The sequence below is a fragment of the Streptomyces sp. NPDC059816 genome, from assembly GCF_042732055.1.
Lineage (GTDB): Bacteria > Actinomycetota > Actinomycetes > Streptomycetales > Streptomycetaceae > Streptomyces.
The window spans coordinates 67,529-92,038 of record NZ_JBHWIQ010000012.1; the positions used below are offsets into that span (position 1 = coordinate 67,529).

At 73.0% G+C, this 24,510-nt stretch carries 21 protein-coding genes; 7 read left to right on the forward strand and 14 right to left on the reverse strand.

Going from position 1 to position 24,510, the window contains the following annotated elements; genetic code table 11:
- The first annotated feature begins 5 nt into the window (after window positions 1-5).
- Entirely contained in the window at window positions 6-620 is a 615-nt protein-coding gene (locus tag ACFV88_RS17690; RefSeq protein ID WP_385491972.1) for a Uma2 family endonuclease, read from the forward strand.
- Here ACFV88_RS17690 and ACFV88_RS17695 read toward each other — a convergent pair.
- The 5 genes from ACFV88_RS17695 to ACFV88_RS17715 all read right to left on the reverse strand — a co-directional run bounded on the left by ACFV88_RS17695 (window position 617) and on the right by ACFV88_RS17715 (window position 6,053).
- Window positions 617-2,092, reverse strand: a complete 1,476-nt coding sequence (locus tag ACFV88_RS17695) for a penicillin-binding transpeptidase domain-containing protein (RefSeq protein ID WP_385492386.1) — start codon at window positions 2,090-2,092, stop codon at window positions 617-619. The genes ACFV88_RS17690 and ACFV88_RS17695 overlap by 4 nt on opposite strands.
- Before the next feature lie 47 nt (window positions 2,093-2,139).
- Entirely contained in the window at window positions 2,140-3,498 is a 1,359-nt protein-coding gene (locus ACFV88_RS17700) for an FtsW/RodA/SpoVE family cell cycle protein (RefSeq protein WP_385491975.1), read from the reverse strand.
- Between the two features lie 49 nt (window positions 3,499-3,547).
- Window positions 3,548-3,916, reverse strand: a complete 369-nt coding sequence (locus tag ACFV88_RS17705) for an SH3 domain-containing protein (RefSeq protein WP_385491977.1) — start codon at window positions 3,914-3,916, stop codon at window positions 3,548-3,550.
- A gap of 110 nt (window positions 3,917-4,026) precedes the next feature.
- Entirely contained in the window at window positions 4,027-5,202 is a 1,176-nt protein-coding gene (locus tag ACFV88_RS17710) for an ATP-binding protein (RefSeq protein ID WP_385492388.1), read from the reverse strand.
- 107 nt (window positions 5,203-5,309) lie between these two features.
- Window positions 5,310-6,053, reverse strand: a complete 744-nt coding sequence (locus ACFV88_RS17715) for a hypothetical protein (protein WP_385491980.1) — start codon at window positions 6,051-6,053, stop codon at window positions 5,310-5,312.
- Window positions 6,054-6,366: 313 nt separating this feature from the next.
- Between ACFV88_RS17715 and ACFV88_RS17720 the strand changes: the two genes are divergently transcribed.
- The gene (locus ACFV88_RS17720; protein ID WP_385491983.1) at window positions 6,367-7,170 is read left to right on the forward strand and encodes a nuclease-related domain-containing protein; all 804 of its coding nucleotides are present in this window, start codon (window positions 6,367-6,369) and stop codon (window positions 7,168-7,170) included.
- On the opposite strand, the gene ligD is transcribed toward ACFV88_RS17720, so the two are convergent.
- Window positions 7,167-8,090, reverse strand: coding sequence for a non-homologous end-joining DNA ligase (ligD, locus tag ACFV88_RS17725; RefSeq protein WP_385491986.1), 924 nt, complete (start codon window positions 8,088-8,090; stop codon window positions 7,167-7,169). The genes ACFV88_RS17720 and ligD overlap by 4 nt on opposite strands.
- 73 nt (window positions 8,091-8,163) lie before the next feature.
- Between ligD and ACFV88_RS17730 the strand changes: the two genes are divergently transcribed.
- Window positions 8,164-9,192 (forward strand): Ku protein, encoded by a 1,029-nt coding sequence (locus ACFV88_RS17730; protein WP_385491990.1) that lies wholly within the window; start codon window positions 8,164-8,166, stop codon window positions 9,190-9,192.
- Window positions 9,193-9,212: 20 nt separating this feature from the next.
- On the opposite strand, the gene ACFV88_RS17735 is transcribed toward ACFV88_RS17730, so the two are convergent.
- Window positions 9,213-9,776: a TetR/AcrR family transcriptional regulator gene (locus ACFV88_RS17735; protein ID WP_385491992.1), complete on the reverse strand. Its 564-nt coding sequence runs from the start codon at window positions 9,774-9,776 to the stop codon at window positions 9,213-9,215.
- 125 nt (window positions 9,777-9,901) lie between these two features.
- On the opposite strand from ACFV88_RS17735, the gene ACFV88_RS17740 reads away from it, so the two are divergent.
- Window positions 9,902-11,605, forward strand: coding sequence for a glycosyltransferase (locus tag ACFV88_RS17740; RefSeq protein WP_385491994.1), 1,704 nt, complete (start codon window positions 9,902-9,904; stop codon window positions 11,603-11,605).
- Here ACFV88_RS17740 and ACFV88_RS17745 read toward each other — a convergent pair.
- The 7 genes from ACFV88_RS17745 to ACFV88_RS17775 form a co-directional block, all read right to left on the reverse strand.
- Window positions 11,564-12,808: a hypothetical protein gene (locus ACFV88_RS17745; protein WP_385491996.1), complete on the reverse strand. Its 1,245-nt coding sequence runs from the start codon at window positions 12,806-12,808 to the stop codon at window positions 11,564-11,566. The two genes, ACFV88_RS17740 and ACFV88_RS17745, sit on opposite strands and share 42 nt — an antisense overlap.
- Before the next feature lie 298 nt (window positions 12,809-13,106).
- A complete protein-coding gene (locus ACFV88_RS17750; protein WP_385491999.1) occupies window positions 13,107-13,742 on the reverse strand; it encodes a hypothetical protein in 636 nt (211 codons plus the stop codon).
- Window positions 13,739-15,811 carry a SulP family inorganic anion transporter gene (locus ACFV88_RS17755; protein ID WP_385492390.1) on the reverse strand — a complete coding sequence of 691 codons (2,073 nt, stop codon included), beginning with the start codon at window positions 15,809-15,811 and terminating at the stop codon, window positions 13,739-13,741. The genes ACFV88_RS17750 and ACFV88_RS17755 overlap by 4 nt, the downstream gene beginning before the upstream one ends.
- A gap of 531 nt (window positions 15,812-16,342) precedes the next feature.
- Window positions 16,343-16,945 carry a carbonic anhydrase gene (locus tag ACFV88_RS17760; protein WP_385492002.1) on the reverse strand — a complete coding sequence of 201 codons (603 nt, stop codon included), beginning with the start codon at window positions 16,943-16,945 and terminating at the stop codon, window positions 16,343-16,345.
- Between the two features lie 598 nt (window positions 16,946-17,543).
- Window positions 17,544-18,203: a response regulator transcription factor gene (locus tag ACFV88_RS17765; protein WP_385492005.1), complete on the reverse strand. Its 660-nt coding sequence runs from the start codon at window positions 18,201-18,203 to the stop codon at window positions 17,544-17,546.
- Entirely contained in the window at window positions 18,106-19,695 is a 1,590-nt protein-coding gene (locus ACFV88_RS17770) for an ATP-binding protein (RefSeq protein WP_385492008.1), read from the reverse strand. Before ACFV88_RS17770 ends, ACFV88_RS17765 begins: the two co-directional genes overlap by 98 nt.
- Before the next feature lie 47 nt (window positions 19,696-19,742).
- Entirely contained in the window at window positions 19,743-20,231 is a 489-nt protein-coding gene (locus ACFV88_RS17775; RefSeq protein WP_385492011.1) for a hypothetical protein, read from the reverse strand.
- Window positions 20,232-20,767: 536 nt separating this feature from the next.
- Here ACFV88_RS17775 and ACFV88_RS17780 point away from each other — a divergent pair.
- The 3 genes from ACFV88_RS17780 (at window position 20,768) to ACFV88_RS17790 (ending at window position 24,401) form a co-directional block, all read left to right on the forward strand.
- A complete protein-coding gene (locus ACFV88_RS17780; RefSeq protein WP_385492014.1) occupies window positions 20,768-21,787 on the forward strand; it encodes a DUF5954 family protein in 1,020 nt (339 codons plus the stop codon).
- Window positions 21,788-22,187: 400 nt separating this feature from the next.
- Window positions 22,188-23,039, forward strand: coding sequence for a helix-turn-helix domain-containing protein (locus ACFV88_RS17785; protein ID WP_385492017.1), 852 nt, complete (start codon window positions 22,188-22,190; stop codon window positions 23,037-23,039).
- A 210-nt stretch (window positions 23,040-23,249) separates the two neighbouring features.
- On the forward strand, window positions 23,250-24,401 hold the full coding sequence (locus tag ACFV88_RS17790; protein ID WP_385492020.1) for an iron-siderophore ABC transporter substrate-binding protein: 1,152 nt from the start codon (window positions 23,250-23,252) through the stop codon (window positions 24,399-24,401).
- Window positions 24,402-24,510: the final 109 nt, after the last annotated feature.

A 24,510-nucleotide genomic window follows, 5' to 3' on the forward strand; every position in this document is an offset into this window, starting at 1 on the left:
CGATCATGAGCGCTGAACGCGACTACGGGGTGGACGAGCAGTACCAGTGGCCACGCCCGCCGGTCGGTGGTTGGACGGCGGACGACCTCGACGAGCTTCCGAATCTTCCTCCGCACACGGAGCTGATCGACGGGAGCCTCGTCTTCGTGAGTCCGCAGACCCGATTCCACGTCCGCATGGTGCGGTTGTTGGAGAACGAGTTGATCGCCCAGGCACCGCCCCACTTGGAGGCGATCCGGGAGATGACCATGGTGTTGGACGAGACGAACCGGCCCGAGCCGGACGTCATCGTGGTGCCCGTGGACGCGGACACGGGGCCGGCACAGACCTGGTTCAAGCCGGAGGACATCCTCCTGGCCGTAGAGGTCGTCTCCCGGGATTCCGTGGACCGCGACCGGGAGGTCAAGCCCCGCAAGTACGCACGGGCGGGCATCGCGCACTACTGGCGGGTGGAGGAGAACGCCGGGCTGCCCGTCGTCTACGTCTACGAGCTGGACCCGGCGACCAGCACGTACGCCCTCACCGGCATCCACCACGACAAGCTGAACCTCACGGTCCCGTTCCCGGTCGACATCGACCTCACGACCCTCCACCCGCGCCGCCCGGACGACTCCGGCTAGTCGACCTCCGCGGCCCGGGCGGCCAGCACCGACCGCATCACGTCCCGGGCGATCGGTGCCGCGTCGCCGCCGCCGCTGATCTCGCCGCGCACCGCCGAGGCGTCCTCCACGACCACCGCGACCGCGACCGCCGGCTGCGGAGCGTCGTCCGCCTGGGCCCAGGAGATGAACCAGGCGTAGGGGACGCCCGTGTTGCCGACGCCGTGCTGGGCGGTGCCGGTCTTGCCGCCGACCGTCGCCCCGGGGATCGCCGCCCGGGCCCCCGTGCCCTCCTCGACGACCCCCGTCATCAGCTCCCGCAACTGCGCCGCGGTGCGGGGGGACATCGCCTGCCGGGAGTTGCGGGGCGGGGCCGTGCGCACCGGGGTGCCGTCGTCGGTGGTGGTCCGCTCGACCAGGTACGGGGACCGCACGGTGCCGCCGCCCGCGACCGCCGCCGCGACCATCGCCATCTGGAGCGGAGTTGCGCGGGTGTCGAACTGGCCGACCGAGGACAGCGCGAGCTGCGCCCGGTCCATGTGGCGGTCGAAGGTGCTGGGTGCCACCGCGAACGGGATGCGCAGCCCCGGTTCGTTGAAGCCGAAGTCCCGGGCCGCGCCCGTCATCCCGGTGAGCCCCACCCGGGTGCCGAGCTTCGCGAACACCGTGTTGCAGGACCAGGTGAACGCGTAGCGCAAGGTGGCGTCCGCGCAGCCGTCGACCTCGTTGCTGAGGGTCGTCGTGGTGCCCGGCAGCCGGTACGGGTCGGGGGAGTCCGTCGGCTCGTCCAGGTCGCCCACCGTGCCGGACTCCAGGGCCGCCGCCGCGGTGACCACCTTGAAGGTGGAGCCCGGCGGGTAGGTCTGGCGGACCGCGCGGTTGAGCATCGGTTGCTCCGGGGACGTGTTGAACCGGCGCCACGCCCGCTCGACCGCCCGGCCGGTGCCGGAGAGCACGCCCGGGTCGTACGAGGGGGACGACACCAGCGCGAGCACGCGGCCCGTCGACGGGTCCAGGGCGGCGACCGCGCCCTTGCGCCCCGCCAGCCCCGCGTACGCGGCCCGTTGCGCGGAGCCGTCGAGCGTCGTGACGACCCGGCCGCCCCGGCTGCGCGAACGGGTCAGCTCGTGCCAGAGCGGAAGCGGGGCCAGCATCGGGTCGGTGCCCGACAGGAGCGGGTCCTCCGCGGCCTCCAGGAAGCTCGTCCCGTACACCTGGGAGGAGAAGCCCGTCACGGGTGCCCACAGGGGGCCGTCCCGATAGACGCGTTCGTAGCGCAGGTGTTCGTGGGTGTCCTCGGAGCCGGTGACGGGCCGTCCGTCCACCACGATCTCGCCGCGGGGCTCGGCGTAGCGGTCGATGGCGCTGCGGCGGTTGGCCGGGTCCTCGTTGAGCGCGTCCGCCTGGACCAGTTGGACGCGGGCCGCGTTCGCCAGCAGGGCGGCGAGCAGCAACAGGCAGACGAGGGCCGCGTGGCGGGTGCAGCGGTCCATGCTGCGGGGGGTGCGCGGGGTGCGCGGTGCTCGTTGGGGGGCGGCCGTCACCGGGGTGGCTCCTGCGGGTCGGGGCGGCGGGCCGAGTCGCTGAGGCGGATCAGCAGGGCGACGATGATCCAGTTGGTCACCACCGAGGAACCGCCCTGGGCGAGGAACGGCATCACCATGCCGGTGAGCGGGATCAGGCCGGTCACGCCGCCCGCGATCACGAAGGACTGGAGCGCCACGATCGAGGCGAGGCCCACCGCGAGCAGCTGACCGAACGGGTCCCGCAGGGCGAGTCCGGTCCTGAACCCCCGCTCCACCAGCAGCGCGTACAGCAGGAACAGGGCCGAGAGGCCGGCGAGCCCCAACTCCTCGCCGGCGGTGGCGAGGATGAAGTCCGACTTCGCGGCGAAGCCGATCAGGATCGAGTCGCCGAGCCCGAGCCCCGTGCCCAGGAGCCCGCCGGCGGCGAAGGCGAACAGCGACTGGGCGAGTTGGTTGGGGCCCTGGCCCGCTTCGATCGAGGCGAAGGGGTGCAGCCAGTCCTGGACGCGGGTGTGCACGTGCGGCTCCAGCCAGCCGACCGCCGTCGCGCCCGCCGCGGCGAGCAGCAGCCCGACCGCGATCCAGCCGGTCCGGCCGGTGGCCACGTACAGCAGGATCACGAACAGGAAGAAGAACAGCAGGGAGGTGCCGAGGTCGCGTTCGAGGACCAGCACCAGGACGCTCAGCGCCCAGACGGCGACGATCGGTCCCAGCACCCGGCCGGTCGGCAGGGTGAGCCGCCACAGCCGGCGTCCGGTGTACGCGAGGGCGTGTCGGTTGGCGGCGAGGTAACTGGCGAAGAACAGGGCCAGCAGGACCTTCGCGAACTCGCCGGGCTGGATGGAGAAGCCGCCGGCCCTGATCCAGATGCGGGCGCCGTTCACGGCCGGGAAGAAGATCGGGACGACCATCAGGACCAGGGCGGCGGCCATCGAGAGGTAGGCGTAGCGCTGGAGGACGCGATGGTCGCGCAGGGCCAGGACGACCAGGGTGAACAGTCCGATGCCGAGGGCCGACCACACCAGCTGGGCGGGGGCCGCGCGGTCGCCGGGGGTCTCCAGGTCCAGCCGGTAGATGAGGACCAGGCCGATGCCGTTGAGGAGCACCGCGATCGGCAGCAGGAGCGGGTCCGCGTGCCGGGCGCGCAGCCTGACCGCGCCGTGGGCGAGCAGGGCGAGCGCCCCCAGTCCGGCGCCGTAGCCGGCGACGCCGGGCGGTACGGCACCGGTCCTGCCGAGCCCCGCGGCGCAGTAGCCGAGGAGGACCAGCGCGGCCGCGGGGACCAGCAGGGCGAGTTCGGTGCCGCGCCCCCCGGGGCGGCGGACGGCGGGCGTCCGGCCGGTGGGCGGGGCCTGCGCTGCCGTTCCGGTCATGCCGGGAACGTAGCAAGTCGTTTGAGAGATGTCCCGTTATGTGAGGTATTCAGCAGTAGTGCGGCACTTTCCCGATGTTGTCGATGTAGTGGGCCGCGCCCCAGGCCCAGGTGCCGTCCGTGAGGAGGTACCACAGGGGGTTGCCCTCCACGTGTTCGCCGCGGGTCTTGCAGTAGATGCTGACGATCGCGCCGTAGTGCTCCTTGCGCAGGACGCGACTGCCCCGGGTGGGGGAGTCGCGCAGCAGCAGTCCGCCGTGGGCGACGACCCGGCCCTTGTAGTGCTGGTGGTGGTCCTGGTCGTTCCCGGCGGGGGCGGCCGGTGCGGCGGCGGTGGCGGGGGTGACCGCGGCGGCGAGGGCGAGGGCGGTCGCGGCGGTGGCTATCGCCGCGGTGCGCAGGCGTGGGCGGGGGCTCATGAGGGCTCCTGGGCTTGGCGGGTGGGGGGTTCGTGCCGGTTTCACCCTAGGAGCGGGGGTGGGGGGCCGCGCGCTGCGTACCGCCATCGGGTGGGCACCCGGAGCGGGCGTCAGCCGCCCGGCAGGGTCAGGGTCGCCACCGCGCCGCCCTCGGGCGGCGGGGCGTTGGTGAAGGTCAGCCGGGCCCCCAACGCCGTCGCCTGACCGAGGGCGATGGTGAGCCCCAGCCCGTGGCCCTTGGAACCGCCGTCGGTGCGGAACCGCTGCGGCCCGTGCTGGACCAGGTAGTCGGGGAAGCCGTCGCCGCGGTCTCGGACGGTGATCTCCGGGCCGTCGACCGTGACCGTCACGGGGCCCCGGCCGTGGGTCACCGCGTTCGCCACCAGGTTGCCGAGCACCCGTTCCAGCCGGCGGCGGTCCGTCTCCACGCACAGGTCACGGACGATCACCGGCTGCGCGCCGGCGGCCCGGGCGACCCGTTCGGCCAGCGGGCCGAGCCGGTGCTCGTCGAGGTCCGGCCGCTCACCGCCCGATTCCAGCCGGGAGATCTCCAACAGGTCCTCGGTCAGGGTCCGCAGCGCCGCCACCCGGTCCCGTACCAGCTCGGTGGGGCGTCCCGGCGGGAGCAGTTCGGCCGCCGCGTGCAGTCCGGTGAGCGGGGTCCGCAGTTCGTGCGCCACGTCCGCCGTGAACCGTCGTTCGCTCTCCAGCTTGCCCTGGAGCGAGGACGCCATGGAGTCCAGCGCGGCGGCGACGGCCGCCACCTCGTCCTGCGCCCGCCGCGGGTCCTTCGTTCTGGGGTCGTTGACGCGTGCGTCGAGGTCCCCGGCGCTGATCCGCCGCGCCACCCGGGCGGTCGCGTGCAGCCGTCGGGTCACCCGGGTCACCGCGAACGCCCCGACCAGCAGGGTCGCCCCGATCGCCAGGGCGGACGAACCGAGGATCGCCCGGTCGAGACCGGCGATCGTCCGCACGCCCTGCGAGTAGTCGACGGCCACCGCGATGACCCGGTCGTCGTCCGCGGGGCCCGCGGCCCACATGGTGGGCCGCGGCGAACGGTCCCCGACCATCGTGCCGCGCTCCCCGTCCAGCGCCAGCCGCCGCAGCGAACGCGGCAGGTCCGGCGAGTCCACCGCGGCGCCGGGGCCGAGCAGGTCACCGTCCTCGAACGCCCGGGTCGCGTCGCCGAGCCGGGTCAGTGCGCGCTCCCGGGCCTGGCCGACGGTCTGGTGGGTCACCGAGGTGTGCACCAGTACGCCCAACAGGGCGGCGAGGGCGCAGCACATCACCGCGATGAACGCCCCCGCCTTCCAGGGCAGGGACGCCGTCCACGAGTGCAGCCGCCGCAGCGGTCCGCGTCCGGTGCGGCGCCCGGTCCGGGTCGGCGACGCGCTCACGAGGCGCTCCCGGACGGCGGTGCGGTGGCCCGGGGGCGGGCCGCGGGGGACTTCGCCGCCCCGTCCACCCGAAGGAACTCGTCCTTGGTCGGCAGCATCGCGCGCTGGTGCCGGTCCCAGGACCAGACGGTCCGGTACTCGTAACCCGGGATGCCGGACACCGCCCGGAGCACCAGGTCCCGTCCCGCGATCTCCACCCCGGTCATCGCGTCGGACGTGGACATGACTTGGATCAGCTCCCCCTCGTCCTGGGTGAGGACCCGGATCGCCAACTGGCCGTTCAGGAGCCGGATGCCGATGATCGCTTCCTCGCGGCCGTCGCCCGTCAGGTCCCGGTACTGCGTCTTCAGTACCGGGCAGCCCGCGGTCCCGGCCGCGCCGGGCCCGCACCGCGCGATCCGCTCGGCGGTCTCCTCGTCCAGGGCGAGCGGACCGGTGAAGGTGTCCGGGTGTTCGGTGGCCTGCGCCTTGAGGAAGGCGACCGGGTCGAGCCGCCGGAGGTCGCCGCCCGGCACCGTGACGTCTTCCACGGTCTCGGTCGCGGCCTCCCCGTAGTCGTACGCGGGGGCCGAGGCAGGGGGGAGATCCGGCCACAGCTCGGCCGGGGCCACGGCGGTCGGCGTGGGGCCCGCGCTCCTCAGGTCACCGGGGTTGCCGCACCCGGCCAGCAGCAGTCCGGCCAGTCCCAGGGCACCGGCCAGCCGGGCCGCACGGGGCCGGGGGGCTGGGCGGTCGAACACGGTGCGCACTCCTGCGGGCGTACGGGGACTCACTCCTTCAGCCGGCAACGGTACGGGACCCGCTCCCGAACCCCCTAAGCGAGGACATTCCTCCCACCCCGATCGCCTGGTTCCTCCCCTCCTCCCACGCACCCGCCCGCACCGCGGTTCCCCCGTGCGCACCCGAGCCCCCCGCCCGGGGCCCGCACTCCCCCCGGTGCGGTGCGGGCAGGCCGTTGCACGCCCCCGACGTGGCCGGTTCCCGTGGCCCCGGGCGGCCGTTCCTTGCGGCCCCCGACGCCCACCTGCTCCCATGGGGCACGGGGGTGATCCCATGACGGGACTGCGCGTCGTGCCCGCCCGGCGACACGGCCGGGAGCTGCTGCACGTCACCCTGCCGAGCGGTCGGACCCTCGCCTGGTACGACCACGAGAACGCCCGGGTGACCGTGCTGAGCACCCCCGACACGGATGCGGTGCTCACCGCGCTGAACCCGTACCTCAGCGGACGGGTCACGATCGGTCCGCCGCCCGTCCCCACCGCCGCCGACCTGGCGCGGCTCGCCCTGCACCCGGACGACGACCTCGCCCCGAACCGGCCCGGCGAGGCCCTGCGCATCGCCCTGGAACGCGACCCGGACCCGCCCCACCGACTGCGCGCGGACCTGCGCCGCTCGGCCCTCGCCGCCGAGGAGTCCACGGGCGCCGCCCTGGAAGCACTGGAGCCCGGCGGCTGGCGCGTCCTGCACTCGGTGCCGCTGCCCGGCGGGGACCGCATCCCGCACCTGGCGATCGGCCCCGCGGGACCCTTCGTGGTGTGCGCGGTGCCGGCCCGGGGGCGCCGGGTGCGCATCGCCGACCCCGAGGTGACGGTGGGCAGGTCGGCGCCGCGCACGCTGCTGAGCACCGTCCGCTCGCTCGCCGAGCGCGCCGCGCACGCGCTGACCGCGCACGTCACCCCCGTCCTGGCGCCCTGCGGGGCCTCGGCCGTCACCGGGGCGCCGGCCGACCGGGGCGTACGGGTGCTGCGGGACGGGGAACTGGCCGTGCTGGCCCGGGAGGGCGGCGTCCTGAAGCCGACGGAGGTGGCGGCCCTGTACGCGGCGGCCCGCGACCGGACCCTGTGGCGTCACCTCTAACCCGGTTCCTGCCCCGGTCTTGACCCGGTTCCTATCCCGGGGGGGAGTTCGCCGGCCCGTGCCGGGTCGTACAGCGGCTCCAGCAGGTCCCCGTACCGCTCCAGTCGGCCGGCGATGTCGTCGGCCCGCACGAGCAGCTGCCCCGGAGCCCGGCACGCCTCGGTCTCCGCCCAGGTCAGCGGTGCCGACACGGTCGGCTCCGGCTGGGCGCGCACCGTGTACGGGGCGGCCGTCGTCTTGGCGGCGGCGTTCTGGCTGAAGTCCACGAAGACCTTGCCGGGGCGCAGACTCCGGGTCATCCGATGGGTGACCAGGGCGGGCAGTGCGCGCTCGGCGGCCAGCGCGAGTCGCTTCGCGTACGCGCTGACCTCGTCGGACGGCGTCGGACGCAGGGCCACGAGCAGGTGCAGCCCCTTCGCCCCGGAGGTCTTCACGAAGGCGTCGAGCCCGTCGGCGGCCAACCGTTCCCGCAGCCACCGGGCGACCGTGCAGCACTCCACGACGGTCGCGGGCCGCCCCGGGTCGAGATCGAGGACCAGCCGGTCCGCGCGGGCGTACGCGCCGTCCCGCCACTGCGGGGTGTGGAACTCGGTCACCAGGTTCGCCGCCCACATCAGCGAGGCGAGGTCCTGGACGACCACCTGCCGCTGGGCGCCGTCCGCATGGGGGACCTCGGCGGTCCGCACCCACGCGGGGGTGCCCGGCGGCACGTTCTTGCTGACGAACCGCTGGCCGGCCGGTCCGTCCGGGTAGCGCAGGAACGACACCGGACGGTCCCTGAGCTGGGCGAGCACCGGCCCCGCGGTGGTGGCGTAGTAGTGCAGGAGCTGTCCCTTGGTGAAGCCGGTGTCCGGGTACAGCACCTTGTCGAGGTTGCTCAGCGACAGCCGCCGCCCCTCCACCTCCGTGATCGGCGTCATACGATGAGACTGCCATGAATCGCCAGATATCGGACACGGTGGATGGCCCTCGGCCCTGCGGAAGGCGGCGGACGTGCGCTCGATCTGGAACGGCTCCCTCGCCTTCGGGCTGGTCAGCATCCCCGTCAAGCTGATGAGCGCCACCGAGAACCGCGCGGTGTCCTTCCGGCAGATCCACACCGCGGACGGCGGTCGCGTCCGTTACCGCAAGGTGTGCGAACTGGAGGACGAGGAGGTCGCCGCCGCCGACACCGTCCGCGGCTACGAGATGCCGGACGGCACCGTCGTCACCGTCACCGACGAGGACCTCGCGTCCCTGCCGCTGCGCACCACCAAGACCATCGAGGTCGTGGCGGTGCTGCCGGCCGACCGGATCGATCCCCTCCAGATGGACGCCGCGTACTACCTGGCGGTGAACGGAGCGGACGCGGCGAAGCCGTACGTGCTGCTGCGCGAGGCCCTCCGGCGGACCGGGAACATCGCCCTGACGAAGTTCGCCCTGCGGGGCCGCGAACGGTTGGCGATGCTCCGGGTCGTGGGCGAGGTGCTGTGCCTGCACGCGCTGCTGTGGCCCGACGAGATCCGCTCCACCGACCACGTCGCACCCGAGGGCCGGGTCACCGTCAAGGACGCCGAACTCGACCTCGCGGACGCCCTGATGGACACGCTGGGCGAGATCGACCCGGACTCCGTCCACGACGAGTACCGCACCGCGCTGGACGAGCTGATCACCGCGAAGCTCGCCGGCGAACTCCCCGAGCCGAGCCGGCCGCAGGGGCCGGCGGGAGCGGACGTCATCGATCTCGCGGCGATCCTGGAACGCTCGGTCGAGGCGGCCCGGAAGAAGCCCGGGGGCACGCCCCGCAAGGCGTCCACGAAGAAGTCGACCGGCCCGGCAGCGAAGAGGACGGCCAAGAAGGCCCCGAAGAAGACCTCGAAGAAGACCTCGAAGAAGGCAACCAAGACGGCGGCGAAGACCGCTGCGAAGACCGCTGCGAAGGTGAAGAAGGGGACGGCCGCGAAGACCGGTGCGAAGACCGGTGTGGCGACCGGTGCGGCGACCGTCAAGAAGTCCGCCGCGCCCCGCAAGCGCAGCGCGTAGGTCGCCCTCCGCGGGACCTCCTAGCCCGCGGAGTCGGGCTGCGCTCCGGTCAGCAGGGCCGCGGCGATGGTCCGGGCCCGGTGCGCGGCGCGGGCGTCGCGTTCGCGTTGTGCCGTCACTATCGCACCGTCGATCAACAGCAGGAACTGGTCGGCGAGTTCGGCGGGACGGGCAGAGCCCGCCGCGGTGAGCAGGCCGGTCAGGTAGCGGACCACGTCGTCCTTGTGGGCGGCGGCCACCCGGTGCGCGGCGCTCGCCGGGTCCGCGCTCTCGATGATCGTGTTGATCGCCGCGCACCCCCGGTAGTCGTCCCGTTCGAAGCGGTCGGCGAGCGCGTCGAAGACGGCCAGCGGGTGGCCGCCACGGGCCGCGACGTCCTGGGAGAGCGATGCGAGGAACCGGACGCCGTACCCCTGGACCACGGCGACGACCAGTTCGTCCTTGCCCGCGAAGTGCCGGTAGAAGGACGCCCGTCCCACGCCGGAGGCGGACAGGAGCCGCTCGACCCCGACCGCGCGGATGCCCTCCGCGTAGAACAACTCTTCGGCGGCGGCCAGGAGGCGGGCGCGTGCGTGCGTCGGCATGCCCCGACTCTAGCCCCGCCGGTACGACCGGACGGGGCCGGCCGCCCGGCCCGGGCCGTGGCCGTCGCCTCATGGGCCCGAGCGGATCCCATGACCGCTGCCGACCTTCCAGGAGAACCGCCCCGATGCGTGCGACCCCCTGCCCGCCGTTCACCCCGCCACGCCTGTGGTCCTGGCGGGCCGGGCTGTTCCTGGCCGCCGTCGCCGTACTGCAACAGCTGGCCGTCGCCGCCGGCGCCTGGCTACCGGGTTGGCAGCCCTGGCCGTACCTGCTGCTCGCCGGGCCCCTGCTGTGGTGGGGCAGCCGACTGTTGCGCCGGCTCCCCGCCGGCCCGGCGGACCCGTGCGGTGCCCCGCAGGTTCCGTCCGGCGCCCTCCTCGCCGGACCGCTGGTCCTCACCGCGGGTGCCTGGGCGGTGCTCCAGGACCACGAATCCCTGATCGGCCACGAGGAGTCCGTCTGCGGGAACCGGGCGCGTTCCTGGTCGGGCGCCGGCACGCCCGCCGCCGGCTGGGGTCCCTACCGGCCACCCGTGCTCCCGCTCCTCGGCAGCCTCGCCCTGCGCGTCCACGAGGACGTGGGCGCCCTGCGGGTCGTCGGGCTGCTGCTGGCGCTGGCGACCGTCACGGTGACGTACCTGGTGGTCGCGCACTGGACCTCCGCCCGGCAGTCGGCGCTCGTGGTGCTCCTCCTGCTGGGCGGGCTCGGCTTCCTGCGGCGGTTGCCCCAGTACCTCACCGACATAGGGGCGACGGGGCTGCTCGTCGTGGTCGTGTGGATCCTCGTCCGGGTCCAGGAGAAGCCCGGCTCGCGTGCCCTCTGGGCGTTGCCGCCGGTGGTGCTGGCGGCCTTCTACCTGCGCTACGGGGTGGTGGGCAACCTGCTGGCCATCGCCCTGGGCGCCCTGATCGCCTACGGTCCGCGCGCCTGGGCGGCGCAGGGCCGCCGGCTCGCACTCGTCGGTGCGCTCGTCCTGCTCGGCACCCTGCCGCACCTCGTCCAGGCCGTCCGGCTCACCGGCTCCCCCGTGGGACTGCTCACCTGGGCCACCGAGCAGGCGGAGCGGGCGTTCATCGGCGACGGTCTGCTGTACTACCTCGGCATCCTCCCGTACCGGCTGGCCGGTGACCTCGGCGGGCTCTGCCTCGTCGTCGGACTGGTCGCACTGGTCGCGGCAGTGCGCCGGACCAGGGGCGGCGACCCCGCCGACCGCGACCGGCGGACCGTGTTCCTGGGCTCCGCGTCCGTCCTGACGTTCGTGGTGCTCGGCCTGGCCACCGACGGCGAACCCCGGTTCGTCTACCTGCCGGTGGTACTGCTCACCGTGCTGGGCGTGCAGACCGTCAGGGGCGCCCTCGGGGCCCGGGCCGTGCCCGTGCTGACGGCCACCGCCGGCATGGCGGTCCTCACCCTGCTCGGTACGGTCCACGTGGTGGCCCACGGAGCCATGCCCGGGCCGATGGACCAGCACCGTTCCACCGTGCCGGTGGCCCGTGCGCTGGCCGCCGGGCCGGGCGAACGGTGTCTGCTGGTCACCGCGTACGAGCCGGAGAACGGCTGGTACTCGCGGTGCGACGCCGTCACCTACGGGCAGTACCGGCGACTGGACCCGGCCCCCGGCACCCGGGTGAGCTTCATACGCTTCACCCGGGGCCGGGAGCAGCCGACCGCCGAAGGGGTGCGCCGACTGGCCGGCGACCACCCGGTCCGCACCCGGCGCATCCCCACCGGGGGTTCGCTGGGCACGGCCACCGTCGTCACCCTGGTCGTGCCCGGGGCACCCGGATCAGTGGGGCGCCCTGCCGAAGACGCCGACCACCTGCGGTAGGGCGCTACGCACACTGCCGTTGTGGTCGCCCGGCACCCGCACGACCTCGTGCTCGACGCCGTTCGCGGTCAACTGCCCGCTACAGTGCCGCGCGTTGGTGAAGGCGACGTCCGCGTCGTCGGGGGAGTGGAAGATGCGCACGGGCACGTCGGGGCGCCAGTCGCAGGTGGTGTCCAGGGCCCGCAGCTGCTGACGCAGTTCCCCGGTGGGGTGTCGGACCCGGTCGAGGAACTCCGGGGTGAACAGCTCCTTCGACGTCGCCGGGAGCGCGGCGGCCACCTCCGACGATCGGTGGTGGCCGTCGAACAAGGTCTCCACCACCGTGTCGTACGGGGCGCGGAACACCTCGCTCGGCGTGTCGTACAGCCCGTACATCCGCTGCCACGCCGTGGCGAAGTAGGCGAGGTAGAGCGAGGAGCGGACGACCCGGTCGTCCGCGGCGGCGGCCTCGAAGCCGCTGAGGTCGAACGGCCCGCCCACGGGCGCCAGCGCGCCGGGCCGGAAGTAGCGGTCGGCGCCCCGGTGCAGGGCCCGGCCGAGCATCATCGTGGCCGGGCCGCCCTGGGAGAAACCGCTGATGAGGACCCGGCGTTCGAGGTCACGGCCGTCCTGCCGGACGAAGGTCCGGGTCGCCCGGAGCGCGTCCACCGCGGCGCTGACGGTCCCCTCGGGATGCCCGTACGGGTGGAAGCCGGGGCCCTCGCCCAGGCCCAGGTAGTCCGGCGCGGACACCGCGTGGCCCGCGCCGGCGAACAGGAGGGCGGCGGCCCGGTCCGTGGACCGTTCGTTCATTGAGGCCACGTCACCGCGGAACACGGTGGTGCCGTGCAGCCAGGACACCACGCGCAGGTCACGCACGCCGTTGGCGGGGACCACGACCAGCTGACTGGCCGTGGTGGGCCGGCCCGTGATGTCGATCGTGCGGTACACGAGCCGATGGGCCCGCACCCCGTGGCGGACCTGGTCGGCCTTGATGTGCGCCTGCGCCAGGTGCGCCCTGACCCGATCGGCGTCCCACTGCGCCACCAGCGTCGCCGAGACCACCGCACCGCGTCCGGTGTGGTGGGGGTGCCCGGCCGCGGCGGCGGGCGGGGCGGCAGCGGGGGAGACGGCGTGCGCGGTCCCGCCGGGCAGGGACACGGCGAAGGTCAGGGCGAGCGTGCTGGAGACGAGCAGTCTTCCGTGGAGCCGTTGGGAGATCATGACGGGAACACTGTCAGTGCAGGTGCCCGCCCCGCAGTGCGGTGCGCCCGCCTATCCACCAGGGGGTTCTCCCCAGGTCCTGGCGGGGGTCGGGCCCTGCGACGGGGACGCAGAGGGGCGCCGGAGCCCCCATGGGCCAAGGGGGGGTCCACCCCTGGCCGGGGGGGGGGGGGGGCCCGGCTCGGGGCCGGCTCGGGGGCGCGGCCCCCCCATGGGCCAAGGGGGGGCCCGGCCGCGGGCCGGTCGGTCGGCGGTGTCCGACCGGCAGGGATGGGCACGTGAGCGGAGGAGGGTCCGCTCAACCCCCGCGTGCCGCTTTGGCTTCGGCTTCCGCCGCTGCCCTGCGAGCCTCCAGACGGGCGGTGGCGCCGGCGCGGTCCCGGGTCGGTAACCCGGTTGCACCGAGTTCGCCGGCCCGGCCGGCCGAGCCGGCCGTGACCGGCTCGGTTGCCGCCGGACCGGTGGCGGCCGGTCCGGCGGCGGTCTCGGTGAGGAACCGCTCCGCGCCCGTGGGGTGCGCAGCGTCCTCGCCCGGGGCCGCCGGCACGGCGGTGGGCCGAACGGCCCCGGGGGTGGGGTGGTGCGCACCACGGGCGCAGTGCGGGTGTCCCCCCGGGTTTCCTCCCGGGCTTTCCCCCGGGGTGGTCGCCTCGTGGTGGGGGTGCGCCGAGCGGACCGACTGGCCCCGGTCCGGATCGGCGGGGTGGGCGGTCGCCGGGTGGGGGGTGGTGGAACGGGCGTACGCGTGGGAGTGCGTCGTGCGGTCAGCGGGGGACGGAATGCCGTTCAGCGGGGCGCGGGACGTGTCCTCGGCCTTCAGATCGGGCCGGAGCTCCGGGCATTCCTCGTCCTGACAGGCCGTCAGAAAGGTGTGCAGGGAACGGAGCAGCTGGAACAGGCCGTCTTCTTCGTCGGCCGTCAGCCTCGGTTTCATCGTCGGCTCCCCTCGCCGTGGGTCGGGGCGGCCCACTCGCCGTTCGGGTCCCAGTAGCCGCCCGGAGCGGGCTCCGGGTAGACCGGCTGCTGGCCGGTGGTGTCGTGCGCCTGGTACTGCGGACCGGCCGGGTACGGCTGGGGCGGGTAGCCCTGCTGCGGGTACGGGTACGGCTGGTAGTGCGGGTGCGGGTAGTGCAGGTGGTGGTGCACCTGTCCCGGGTGCGTGGCGTAGCCCGGCTGGGTCTGGGCGGGGTGCACCTGTCCCGGGTGGTACTGCGGGTGGTGCCCGGGGTGGGTGTGCTGGGGGTGCGGGCGGGCGTGCCCGCCGGCGTGCGCGGGGTGGCCGTGCGGGTGGCCCTGAGCCGTGGAGTGCTGGTACGCGGCCTCCTGGTAGGGCCGGGAGCGCTCGTGCGTCGGGGGCAGGGTGTCCGTGAAGTCCGAGGCGGACGGTGCCGGGTGGGTCCCCGGGTAGGCGCCCGGTCCGACGTTCTCGCCCACGCCGGCTCCGACCCCGTTCCGGCTTCCGGGCAGCTCCGCGGTGACCTCCACCGGGGTCTGCTGGTCGGGGGTCGCGCTCATCACGGGCTCGTCGAGCCCACCGTCTGCGTCGAAGCTCTCGGCGTCCTTGGCGTCCTTGGCGCCCTTGGCATCGGGCAACCGCACGTCCACGTGCAGGGCGCCCGCCTTCTTGCGCTGCTCGCCCCACTCCTCGATCTGACTGCGGCAGGCGAGGTCCAGGTGCGACAGCTTGGTGGCGTCCACGTGCACCCGCGGCAGGTGGGCGATGGCCTCCAGCGCCTCGATCAGCCGGGGCAGGCGCAGGAAGGTCGCATTGCCGCGCAGCTCCAGCCGGCCGGTGTCACCCTTGATGGTCTCCTTGATGCTCATGTGCGACATCCGCAGCGCCACCAGGACCACGGCGACCGCGAGACCGGCGAGCACGCCCTCCAGCAGGTTGGCGAAGAAGATGGCGGCCGTCGTGATGATCATGACGATGCCCTCGCCGCGGTCCGTCTTCCACATCTTGACGAACGCGGGCGGGTTGAAGAGCTTCCAGCCCGCGTGCAGCAGCACACCGGCGAGCACCGCGATCGGGATGAGGCCCAGCAGACCGGGCAGCAGCAGACCGAAGCCGAGCAGCCAGACACCGTGCAGGATGCGGGAGAGCTTGGTCTTGGCACCCGCGTTCACATTGGCCGCGCTGCGCACGATCACCGCGGTCAGCGGCATGGCGCCGACCAGGCCGGAGGCCGCGTTGCCGACGCCCTGGGCGAACAGTTCCTGGTTGTACTTGGTCCGCGGGCCCGTGTGCATCCGGTCCACGGCCGCCGCACTGAACAGCGACTCCGCCGAGGCGATCACCGTGAAGGTGATGATCATGATGAGGACGTCGGGGGCGAAGAGGTGGCCGAGCGCATCGGGGGTGGGGAAGGTGATGGCCTCGATCATGTTGCCGAACTCGACCTTCTTGACGTCGAATCCGGGCATCACGCCCACGACGCAGCCCAGGACCACCGCGATCAGCGGGGCCGGGACCTTGTTCAGCGGGGCGGGCATCTTGTACCAGACGAAGCACAGCACGATGGCCATCAGGCCCAGCACCAGCGCCGCGACCTTCTGCGGGTTGCCCGCGACGGCCGTGGCCAGGTCGCCGAGGCCGCCCACGTTCTTCATCGGCGTGCCGAGCTGCTTGGAGTCCACCAGTGCGTAGATCTGGCTGAGGATCAGCGGCAGGCCGATGCCGGCGAGCATGCCCTGGACCACCGAGAGGGAGATGGACTGGAACAGCCCGCCCGCCTTCAGCACGCCCAGCGCCATCTGGATGAGGCCGCTCATGAGCACCACCGGGCCGAGCAGCTCGACGCCGTGTTCGGTGGTGAACTCCAGGACCAGGACGGCCAGGCCCGCCGCGGGGCCGGACACCTGGAGGGAACTACCGGGCAGGAAGCCCACGATCAGACCACCGATGATGCCGGTGATGATGCCGAGGGCGGGTGCGACGCCCGATGCCGCCGCGACACCGATGCAGAGGGGGAGCGCGACGAGGAAGACGACGATCGACGCCATGATGTCGGTGCCGAGCGCGTCCTTCATGGAAGGCTCCGCGTTCGACATCTTGGGACCGCTACCGCTGCTCTGGGTGGAGCCGGGGTTGGAGTCGGGACTCCGTCGCGCGTGGCGTCCCGTACTTCCTGCGCGTATTCGGTCAGTTGACACAGCGATCGTTCCTTTCACCGCATCCGGCCGGCCGGTCCGGTGCGCCATGGGGGAGCGCGGGGCCGACGACCAGGTGCGTCCGTGGGGGGTTGGGGTGAGGGAACGGGACCCGTGGGGGAGGGGTCCCGGGGACCGGCTCTCGGGCCGGTTCACGAGGTGCCCGTGCGAGGGGTTGTCGCAGGTGTCCGGTACGGGACGGCGCGTCCGCACGTGAGTGCTGTCCGGGCCGTCCGCACGGGGCGTGGTCCGTCCCGTACCGGTGCGGGGCGCGGGAGCCCCGCCGGAGCCGAGCCGCATCCGGGGTCCTGACGGGCGGACGGGGGCCTGAGCCCTGGCCCCGCGCCTCGTCCGCCGGGCCCCTGGACCGGCCCGGCTCCGAGCTCAGTGACGGTGGAAGGCGCCGTCGTTCTCGTCGAGTTCGTGGATCTCGGCGGTGTCCACGCGGTAGAACCAGCCGTGCAGCCTCAGCCGCCCGTCCGCCACGGCCGTGTGCACCTCGGGGTAGCCGCGCAGGGTCTCCAACTGGGAGACGACGTGGGTCTGCACGAAGTTCGACAGCGTCGGGTCCTCGGGCGGGCTGCCGAGGATCGGGGCCAGTCCGGGACGGGCGAAGGACACCCACTCCGCCACGCTCGGCAGGGCGGTGAGGTCCTGCTCCTGGGCGACCGCGGCGATGGCGCCGCAGTGCGAGTGCCCGCAGACGATGATGTCCTGCACCCGCAGCACGTCCACCGCGTACTGGACGGTGGCCGCCTCACCGGACTGCCGCCCGGGCCGGTACGGGGGGATGATGTTGCCCGCGTTGCGCAGCTCGAAGACCTCGCCCGGCGCGGAGCCCATGATGAGCGAGGGCACGATCCGCGAGTCGGAACAGGTGATGAAGAGGGTCCCGGGACTCTGACCGGCGGCGAACTGCCGGTACATCTCGCTCTCCGGCGCGACACGCTGTTGGAAGGTGCGTGCGTTGTCGAGAAGTTTCTTCATGGGGTGCTCCTGGCTGAACCAGTGGTCGCAGCCTGTGAAAGGCTATGGCCACTGCGGGAGTTGGGACATCCGGGGGTGGATGTCTTGGCCCGGAAGCATGCGGGTAGGTGATGAGTCACCCGTGAGATCGCCGTGAGAGACCTCTCACCGGGCCGACAACGTTGTCAGAGCGGGTGTCCGCCCAGGTGAGTGGGCACGGACATGGGCTGTCCGATGCTGTGCGGTGGCGGTGGTTTCGGGGCGGTCCGCCGGCTGGGACACGGTGCTCGCGGGGGGTCGAACGCCCCTCGGGGCGAGCGTGGGTGGGCCGGTGCGGGCCGGGGGCGGTGCGTCGGCGGTGCGTCGGCGGGCGGGGCCCCTGCCGGGGTCTCCGGGAGGGGCCGCTCCGGTCCGCCGCGACGTGACGGGGAATCACGTTCCGGTGGTGCGAGGGACACCGGACCCGGGCGGTGCCGGGTCCCGGTGGCGTGAGGGGACGGGCCCTTCGGGGGTGGGGTTCGGGCCCTGGTGGGGGTGGAGGTACAGGGGGGTGGTGCAGGGGGGGGTAAGAGGGGTGCGGCGGGACGGGGCCCGGCGCGGGGCGGTGGCTCGGGCTCGGTCAGGCCCGCAGCCGGTAGCCCACGCCGCGTACCGTCTCCACCCGGTCGGGCCCGAGCTTGCGGCGCACGTACCGTACGTACACGTCGACGATGTTGGATCCGGGGTCGTAGTCGAACCCCCAGACCCGGCTGAGGAGTTGTTCCCGGGTGAGTACCTGGTCCGGGTTGCGCATGAACACCTCCGTCAGCGCGAACTCCCGGGCGGACAGCTCCGCGACCCGTCCGTTCACATGGACCCGTCGGGTGCGCAGGTCCAGGACGAGGTCGCCGGCCCGCAGCAGCGAACCCTCCGGCCCGCCCTCGGCCCGCAGCCGCAGCCGCACCCGGGCGAGCAACTCCTCGAAGGCGAACGGCTTGGAGACGTAGTCGTCGGCGCCGCCCTCCAGTCCGGCGACGACGTCGGAGACGCTGTCGCGGGCGGTGAGGATCACCACGGGCAGGGTCACCCGTAGTTCGCGCAGCTTCCGCAGCACGGTCAGACCGTCCACCGCGGGCAGCCCGAGGTCCAGGATCATCAGGTCGCAGTTGCCCGCCCTGGCCTGTTCGTAGGCGGACAGTCCGTCACCCACCACGGAGGTAGCGAACCCATATCCCCTTAAGCCTCTTTCCACGAAAGAGGCGATTCCCGCCTCGTCCTCCGCTATGAGAATCCGGTGCATGGTGTCCTTCCTCCCAGGGGTAGTAGGCCGGCAGATCCAGCACGAAGCGGGCGCCGCCGGTCTGGGCGTCCTCCACCCAGGCGGTGCCGCCGTGTGCTTCGGCGATCTCCCGGACGATGGCGAGTCCGAGCCCGATGCCCGTGCCCGCCCGACCGGAACCCGACTTGCCCGCCGCGCCGATCAGATTGGCCTGGGCGAACCTGTTGAAGATCCGTTCCTTGTCCATCGGTCCGACGCCCGGCCCGGTGTCCCGGACCCACAACAGCACCCGGTCGTCCCGGATGGTGGACCCCATCTCGATGAGATCGCCGTCCAGAGTGTGCCGTACGGCGTTCGCGGCCAGTTGGATCAGGGCCTGGGTGAGCCGCTGACCGTCCACCAGCACGGTCTCCTCGGAGACCGCGGCGACCCGCCAGTGCCGGCTGCCGAGCGCCCGGGCCTTGGCGACGACGTCCACGATGAGATCGGTGAGGTTGGTCTCACCCATCGTGAGGAAGTCGGGTCGTTCCGCCTTGGCGAGGGTGAGGAGGTCGTCCACGATCCGGCTCATCCGGTCGAGCTCGTCCAGGACCAGGGCCCGGGTGGCGGCCCGGTCCTCCGGTCCGAGTTCGCGGGGGCCGCCGTTCCAGGGTGACCAGGCGTCGAGCACCGGCACCTGGCCCTCCCAGGCGGTGGTGCCGCGGACGCCGCCCGCGGTGACGCCGTCCATCAGCTCCAGGTGTCCGCGCACCACCGTGATGGGAGTGCGCAGTTCGTGGCCGACCTCGTCGAGGAACCGGCGTTGCGCGGTGAACGCCTGCTCCAGTCGGTCCAGCATCCGGTTGAAGGTGTGGGCGAGGGCGGCGACGTCGTCGTGCCCGGCCACGTTCAGCCGCTGGGTGAGGTCGGACTCGCTGATCCGCGCGGCGGTCTGGCGGACCAACCGGACCGGTGCGAGCACCCGTCCGGCGACCAGCCAACTGGCCAGGCCCGCGAAGACGAGTGCCCCGAGCCCGGTGGCCAACAGCATCTTCGCCAGCCGCCGTTGCTCGGCCAGCTGCCGGTCGCGGAATTCGAGCAGGACGAGCCGGATGTCCCGGGTGTCCCCGGCGACCCGGACCGGCACCACGCCGTAGCGGACCCGGCCCTTCGAGGTGTCCAGCCAGCCCGTCTGGGTCTTGGCCCCGCTGAGCGCGGCCAGTTTGCTGACCACCTCCGGTTTGTTGTCCAACCGCAGGGGCGGGTCCTTCGGGCTGCGCCGATCGGCCCGGCCGTCGACGATGCTGAAGAACGTCTCGTCCCGGTTGGGGAGGTTGACCGTCATGAACCGCATCAGCAGCACCGAACCGTCGGTGTACTTCTGGCCGTTCTGGTCACGTTGCTTCGCGAAGTGACGCAGGTTCTCGACCTCGCGCTGCAACTGGTCGTCGAGCTTCGCGTCGAGCTGGGCCTGCCAGACGACGATGAGGCCGACGGTGGGTGCCGCGATCGCGGCACCCACCAAGAGCATCATCCAGCCCACGATCCTCGATCGGGCGCTGGCGGTGTGCCTACGCACTCCTAGTCGTCGCCTCCTTCCTCTCTCTCGCCGATGCTCACGTCATCGTTCTCGTCGCTGTCGCCACGGCCCTCGTCCTCGTCGTCCTCGCTCAGGTCATCGTCGGGGAACGGGGGTCTGTTGGCGCTGTGGGGTGGGGTGGGGGTGGGTACGGGGCGGCCACCGGGCGGTCCGGTGGCCGAGGGGCTCGATCCGGCACGGTGCCCCGGGGGGAACGGCACGGCCGTCGGGAGCGAGGACGCGCTGGGGGTGGCCCTCACCCCCGTACTGCTGGGGTCGGGTAGGGGGGTCTTCGGGCCCTGGGGCGATATGGGGGGCGGCGAGACCGTCTGCGAAGGGGCGACATCGCTGGCTTCGGGTCCACTCACGTCGATCACGGGCCCCAGGTCAAGGGGCTCGCTCCCGTCGACGAGGGCCCGCCCGGCCACCATGCCGGCACCCGCGAGGGCTGCCACCACCGTGATCGCCAGATTGGCCTTCCTGAGTCTCATAGGGAGAGTGTCCAGTCCAATCAAACAGGTGACGGAAAAGAGGAGAGGATTCTCATGTCGTATGCGGCTGAAGTGGACTTTGGGTCATCCGGGAGTTGAGTTTCGGTCGTTGTGGGCGAGGTTTTCGGCTCGGCAACTCCCGGGCGCACGACCTGTGCTGCCAGGAGATACGTGGTGAGCGAGGTATCTGTTCAGTAGGGGCGCGTAGGGGCGCGCGGGGGGTGCAAGGGGCGGACGTGGACCGTGTCCACCTGGGAGGACGGGGGGAGCCGGGCGGGGAATTTGCCGGGAATCAGGGGGTTCTCGGGGCCCGGTGTGAGAGAGGGCTCACCCATTGTTCGAGCCTCGTATGAGAGCGCGTCCGCAGCCTCGGATCCGTCGCGCTCCGGGTGTTCCCGTGCGCCACCCCCGTGCGCCGGAGCGGGGGTTCGGCCCGCGCCCCCGGGCTGACGTGCGAAGACGGGCACGGGGCGAACAGGTCCGGTCAGTTGCGCCGATATGGTCGGTGGCCCCGCCGGCCTCACCACAATGTGCGCATGGGTGACGACTGGAAGCGACAGCTCGACCGGGTGCACGACGGCCTGGTCCAACGGGACGACCCCGCCGAGTGGGTCACCGAGGCGGATGCGGTGGAGGCGTCCTACCGCTATCCGCACCTGCTCCTGCGGGGGCCGGTCTTCGGGCTCGCCGTGCAGGAACCCGACGGCGAGCGGCGGTGGAGCGTGCTCACGCCGGTGATCGCCGGCCGTCCGCAGGAGGCCCGGGATTCGCTCAACTCCCATCTGTGGTTCAAGGCCAAGGACGACACCGACGACCCCGCCGCCCGGCGTGAACTCCTCGCCGCGGTAGCGGTGCTGGAGCGCGAGCCGGTCAACGAGGTGGCGGTGCTGGGACGTCGCTACCGGGTCGTCCGCGGCGACGAGTTCGCCCGGGGCGGCGCCGAAGGGCTGGAGCCCCCGCGGTCCACCGACCCCGAACCCGCGGACCGTTCCTGGGAGTTCCCGAAGGAAGGCACTCCGCTGCCCGAGGTGGGCACCGCACTCGACCCCGCACGGGAACGGGGGCTCATGGCCGAGGCCCTGAAGCTGGCCCTGCGGGACTTCTGCTACCAGGGGACGTCCTTCTCCCGGGAGATGCGCGAGGACAGCGCCCGGGCCGTGCGGACCCATCCCGAGGTGGCGCTGCTCCCGGTCGGGTTCTGTGTGGCCGAGCGGCAGGGCGAGCGGTGGCGGCCCCGGGGCGCGCTGGCGCCGACCCCGCACGATGCGCGTCGGCTCCTGTTCGACGCGCTGAGGGACTTCTGGCCGCGGGCGATGGGGCTCGACGCGCGGCGGACGGCTGCTTATGCGCGGGCCGCGGAGCGGTTTCGGGCGGCGGCCCGGGCGGACGAGGTGCGGGTCGGGGGTGAGCACTTCCGGGTGTGCCGGATCGAGCGGATGGTTCGGTGGGGGGAGGACGGGCCCGAGGGGGCTCGGGCCTCCGACGTCGATGCGTACGGGCCCGAGCGGATGCATCCTCGTATGGACGAGGACGGGACCGTTCACTTCGACGAGTAGCTGTTGCTGCTGCTGGTGTCGCGCGGTGCGTTGTCCCGTGCGGGTGCGTTGTGGTTGCTCGCGCCGTTCCCCGCGCCCCTTGGGGGTGCCTCTTGCGGTGGGTGCTCGGCTGCGGGTGCGTTGTTGGTTGCTCGCGCTGTTCCCCGCGCCCCTTGGGTGCGTGCACCTGGCGGTGTGCGGTCCTGGGCGGGTGCGCGGTTGCTTTGCGCAGTTCCCCGCGCCCCTTGGGGGTGCCTCTCGGTGGTGGGGGAGGAGTGCCCCGATAGGGGCGCGGGGAACGGCGCGAGCAACCACCCCGCACCCGCACGGGACAACGCACCGCAGGAGCCACCCACGCACCCCGCGAAAGACAGCGCACCCGTGGCGGAATCCGTACGGTTACTTAGGTTAACCTAACTTCATGCCGGTTGCTGCGATCTCAGGACGCCCGTGGGGCGAGCCGCCCCCCGGGCCCCCGCTCCGCTGGTCCGACCCAGCGATCGGCGGGGCCGAGGTGCAGCCGCCCTACCTCCTGACCACCGCCGTGTTCGACGGGAACGAGCCGAACGGCCCGGCCCACCCCGGCGTGCACACGCACACCGACGCCCTCCTCGTCTGGCCGCACAGCGGCTCGATGACCCTGTGGACCCCCGCCACCGTGCGCCGACTCGTGCCCGGCCAGGGCGTCTGGGTGCCGCCCGGCACCCCGCACGCCGCCGCTTCCGACCCCGGCAGCGTCGCCTGCTACACGTACGTGACCCGGTCCGCCGCGCCCCGCGACTGGTCGGCGCCGCGCGCGCTGCGGGTCGGGCGGGCGCTCCAGGAGATGCTGCTCCACCTCGACGCCACCGCCATGGACGACGACCTGCGGCTGCGCACCCAGCGGGTCGTGTTGGAGCACCTCCAGGACGACCCGCTGCCCGCCCTCGACGTGCCGGTCCCCGAGGACTGGCGCATCCGGTCCCTCGCCCACGACGTGCTGGGCGACCCGGACAGCGATCTGTCGCTGGAGGTCCTCGCGGCCCGCCACGGGCTGAGCGTGCGGACGGTCACCCGGGCCTTCGCCCAGGACATCGGGATGCCGTTCACCCGCTGGCGCGCCTTGGTGCGGATGTCCGCCGCGATCACCCTGCTCAGTCAGGGGCAGCCGGTGAACCTCGTCGCGCACCGCTGCGGCTACTCCACGACCAGCGCCTTCAGCGCCGCCTTCCGGCGGATCACCGGGAGCAGCCCGACCGAGTACCTGCGGGCGCTGCCCGCCTCCGCCTCCTGACCCCCCGATCGGCGGGTGGCCGATTCGCGACGCACCCTGGCCGTCGCGCGACGCCCGACGGCCCTCCGGTTCCCTAGCGTGGAGCGAAGTGAGGGTTGCCTAACTTGAGGTGCGCGGAGCCGTAGGCACGCGTGTCGCACCGCGGCGTCCGGCTTTCACCATTCCGCCCGTCGTCGTGCCGCCCCGCGGTGCGCAGTACCGAGGAGAAGCATGTCCCTGCCCACGGCCGAACCGAAGGCCGCTCCCGCCGCCCGCCGACGCGGGGCGTGGACCCGCGTCGCGGGGCTCGCGTTCGCCGCCGCGCTCGTCCTGACCGGTTGCGGAGGCGGTACGGCGGAATCCGGCGGCGGCACCGACAAGGAATCCGGGAAGAAGGACAAGGCCGCCGCGGGCTCCGCCGCCTTCCCGGTGACCATCAAGCACGCCCACGGCAGCACCGAGATCACCGAGAAGCCCCAGCGGGTCGTCGCCCTGAGCTGGATGTCCCCGGACGTCGTCGCCGCGCTCGGCGTCGTCCCCGTCGGCGTCGACGAGCAGTGGGGCGGCGACGAGGAGGGCCACACCCCCTGGTTCCGCACCCAGGTCGAGAAGCTCGGCGGGAAGATGCCGGAGGTCCTCAAGCAGGGCGACTCGGGCGAACTCGACTTCGAGCAGATCCTCTCCCTCGAACCCGACCTGATCGTCGGCCTCTACTCGGGTCTCAGCGACGTCGACTACGAGCGCCTGGGCGAGATCGCGCCCACCCTCCCGTACCTGAAGAAGCCCTGGGACGGCGGCACCTGGCAGAGCATGACCCAGACCATCGGCAAGGCGCTCGGCGAGAACGAGAAGGCCGAGGAACTCGTCAACGACGTGGAGGGGCAGCTCGCCGCCGTCGCCCGGGACAACCCGGAGTTCAAGGACACCACCTTCGCCTACGGGCTCGGCCTGGCCCCCGGCTCCACCGAGCTGGGCCTGTACCTGAACTACGACCCGCGGGTCCGGCTGCTCACCGAGATGGGCTTCAAGAACACCCCCTCGATGCAGAAGATCGCCGACACCGCCAAGGGCACCAACTGGTACGGCGGCGTCAGCCTGGAGAAGCTGGACACCATCGAGGCCGACGTCTTCGTGGCCTGGGCCAACGGCGACGGCGAGGTCAAGCACAGCCTGAAGGACCCGCTGTTCACCCGCTGGGAGCCGATCAAGGCGGGGCGTTACGCCTTCGTCCAGGACCCGACCCTCGGCATGGCGACCAGCGGTCCGAGCGTGCTGTCCATCCCCTGGGCCATCGAGCGCTACGTGCCGATGCTGGCCGACGCGGTCGCCGGCAAGGGAGTGAAGGGCGTCCCCGAGAAGGCCCCCGCCGGCAACGGTTCCTGACCCGCACCCCGCCCCCACCCACGAGGACCCACCCCGTGACGATCACCTCACCCCCCGGTGAGACGGCCCCCGCCCGCGCGGGGGTGGCGTCGGGCCCGCACTCCGGTGC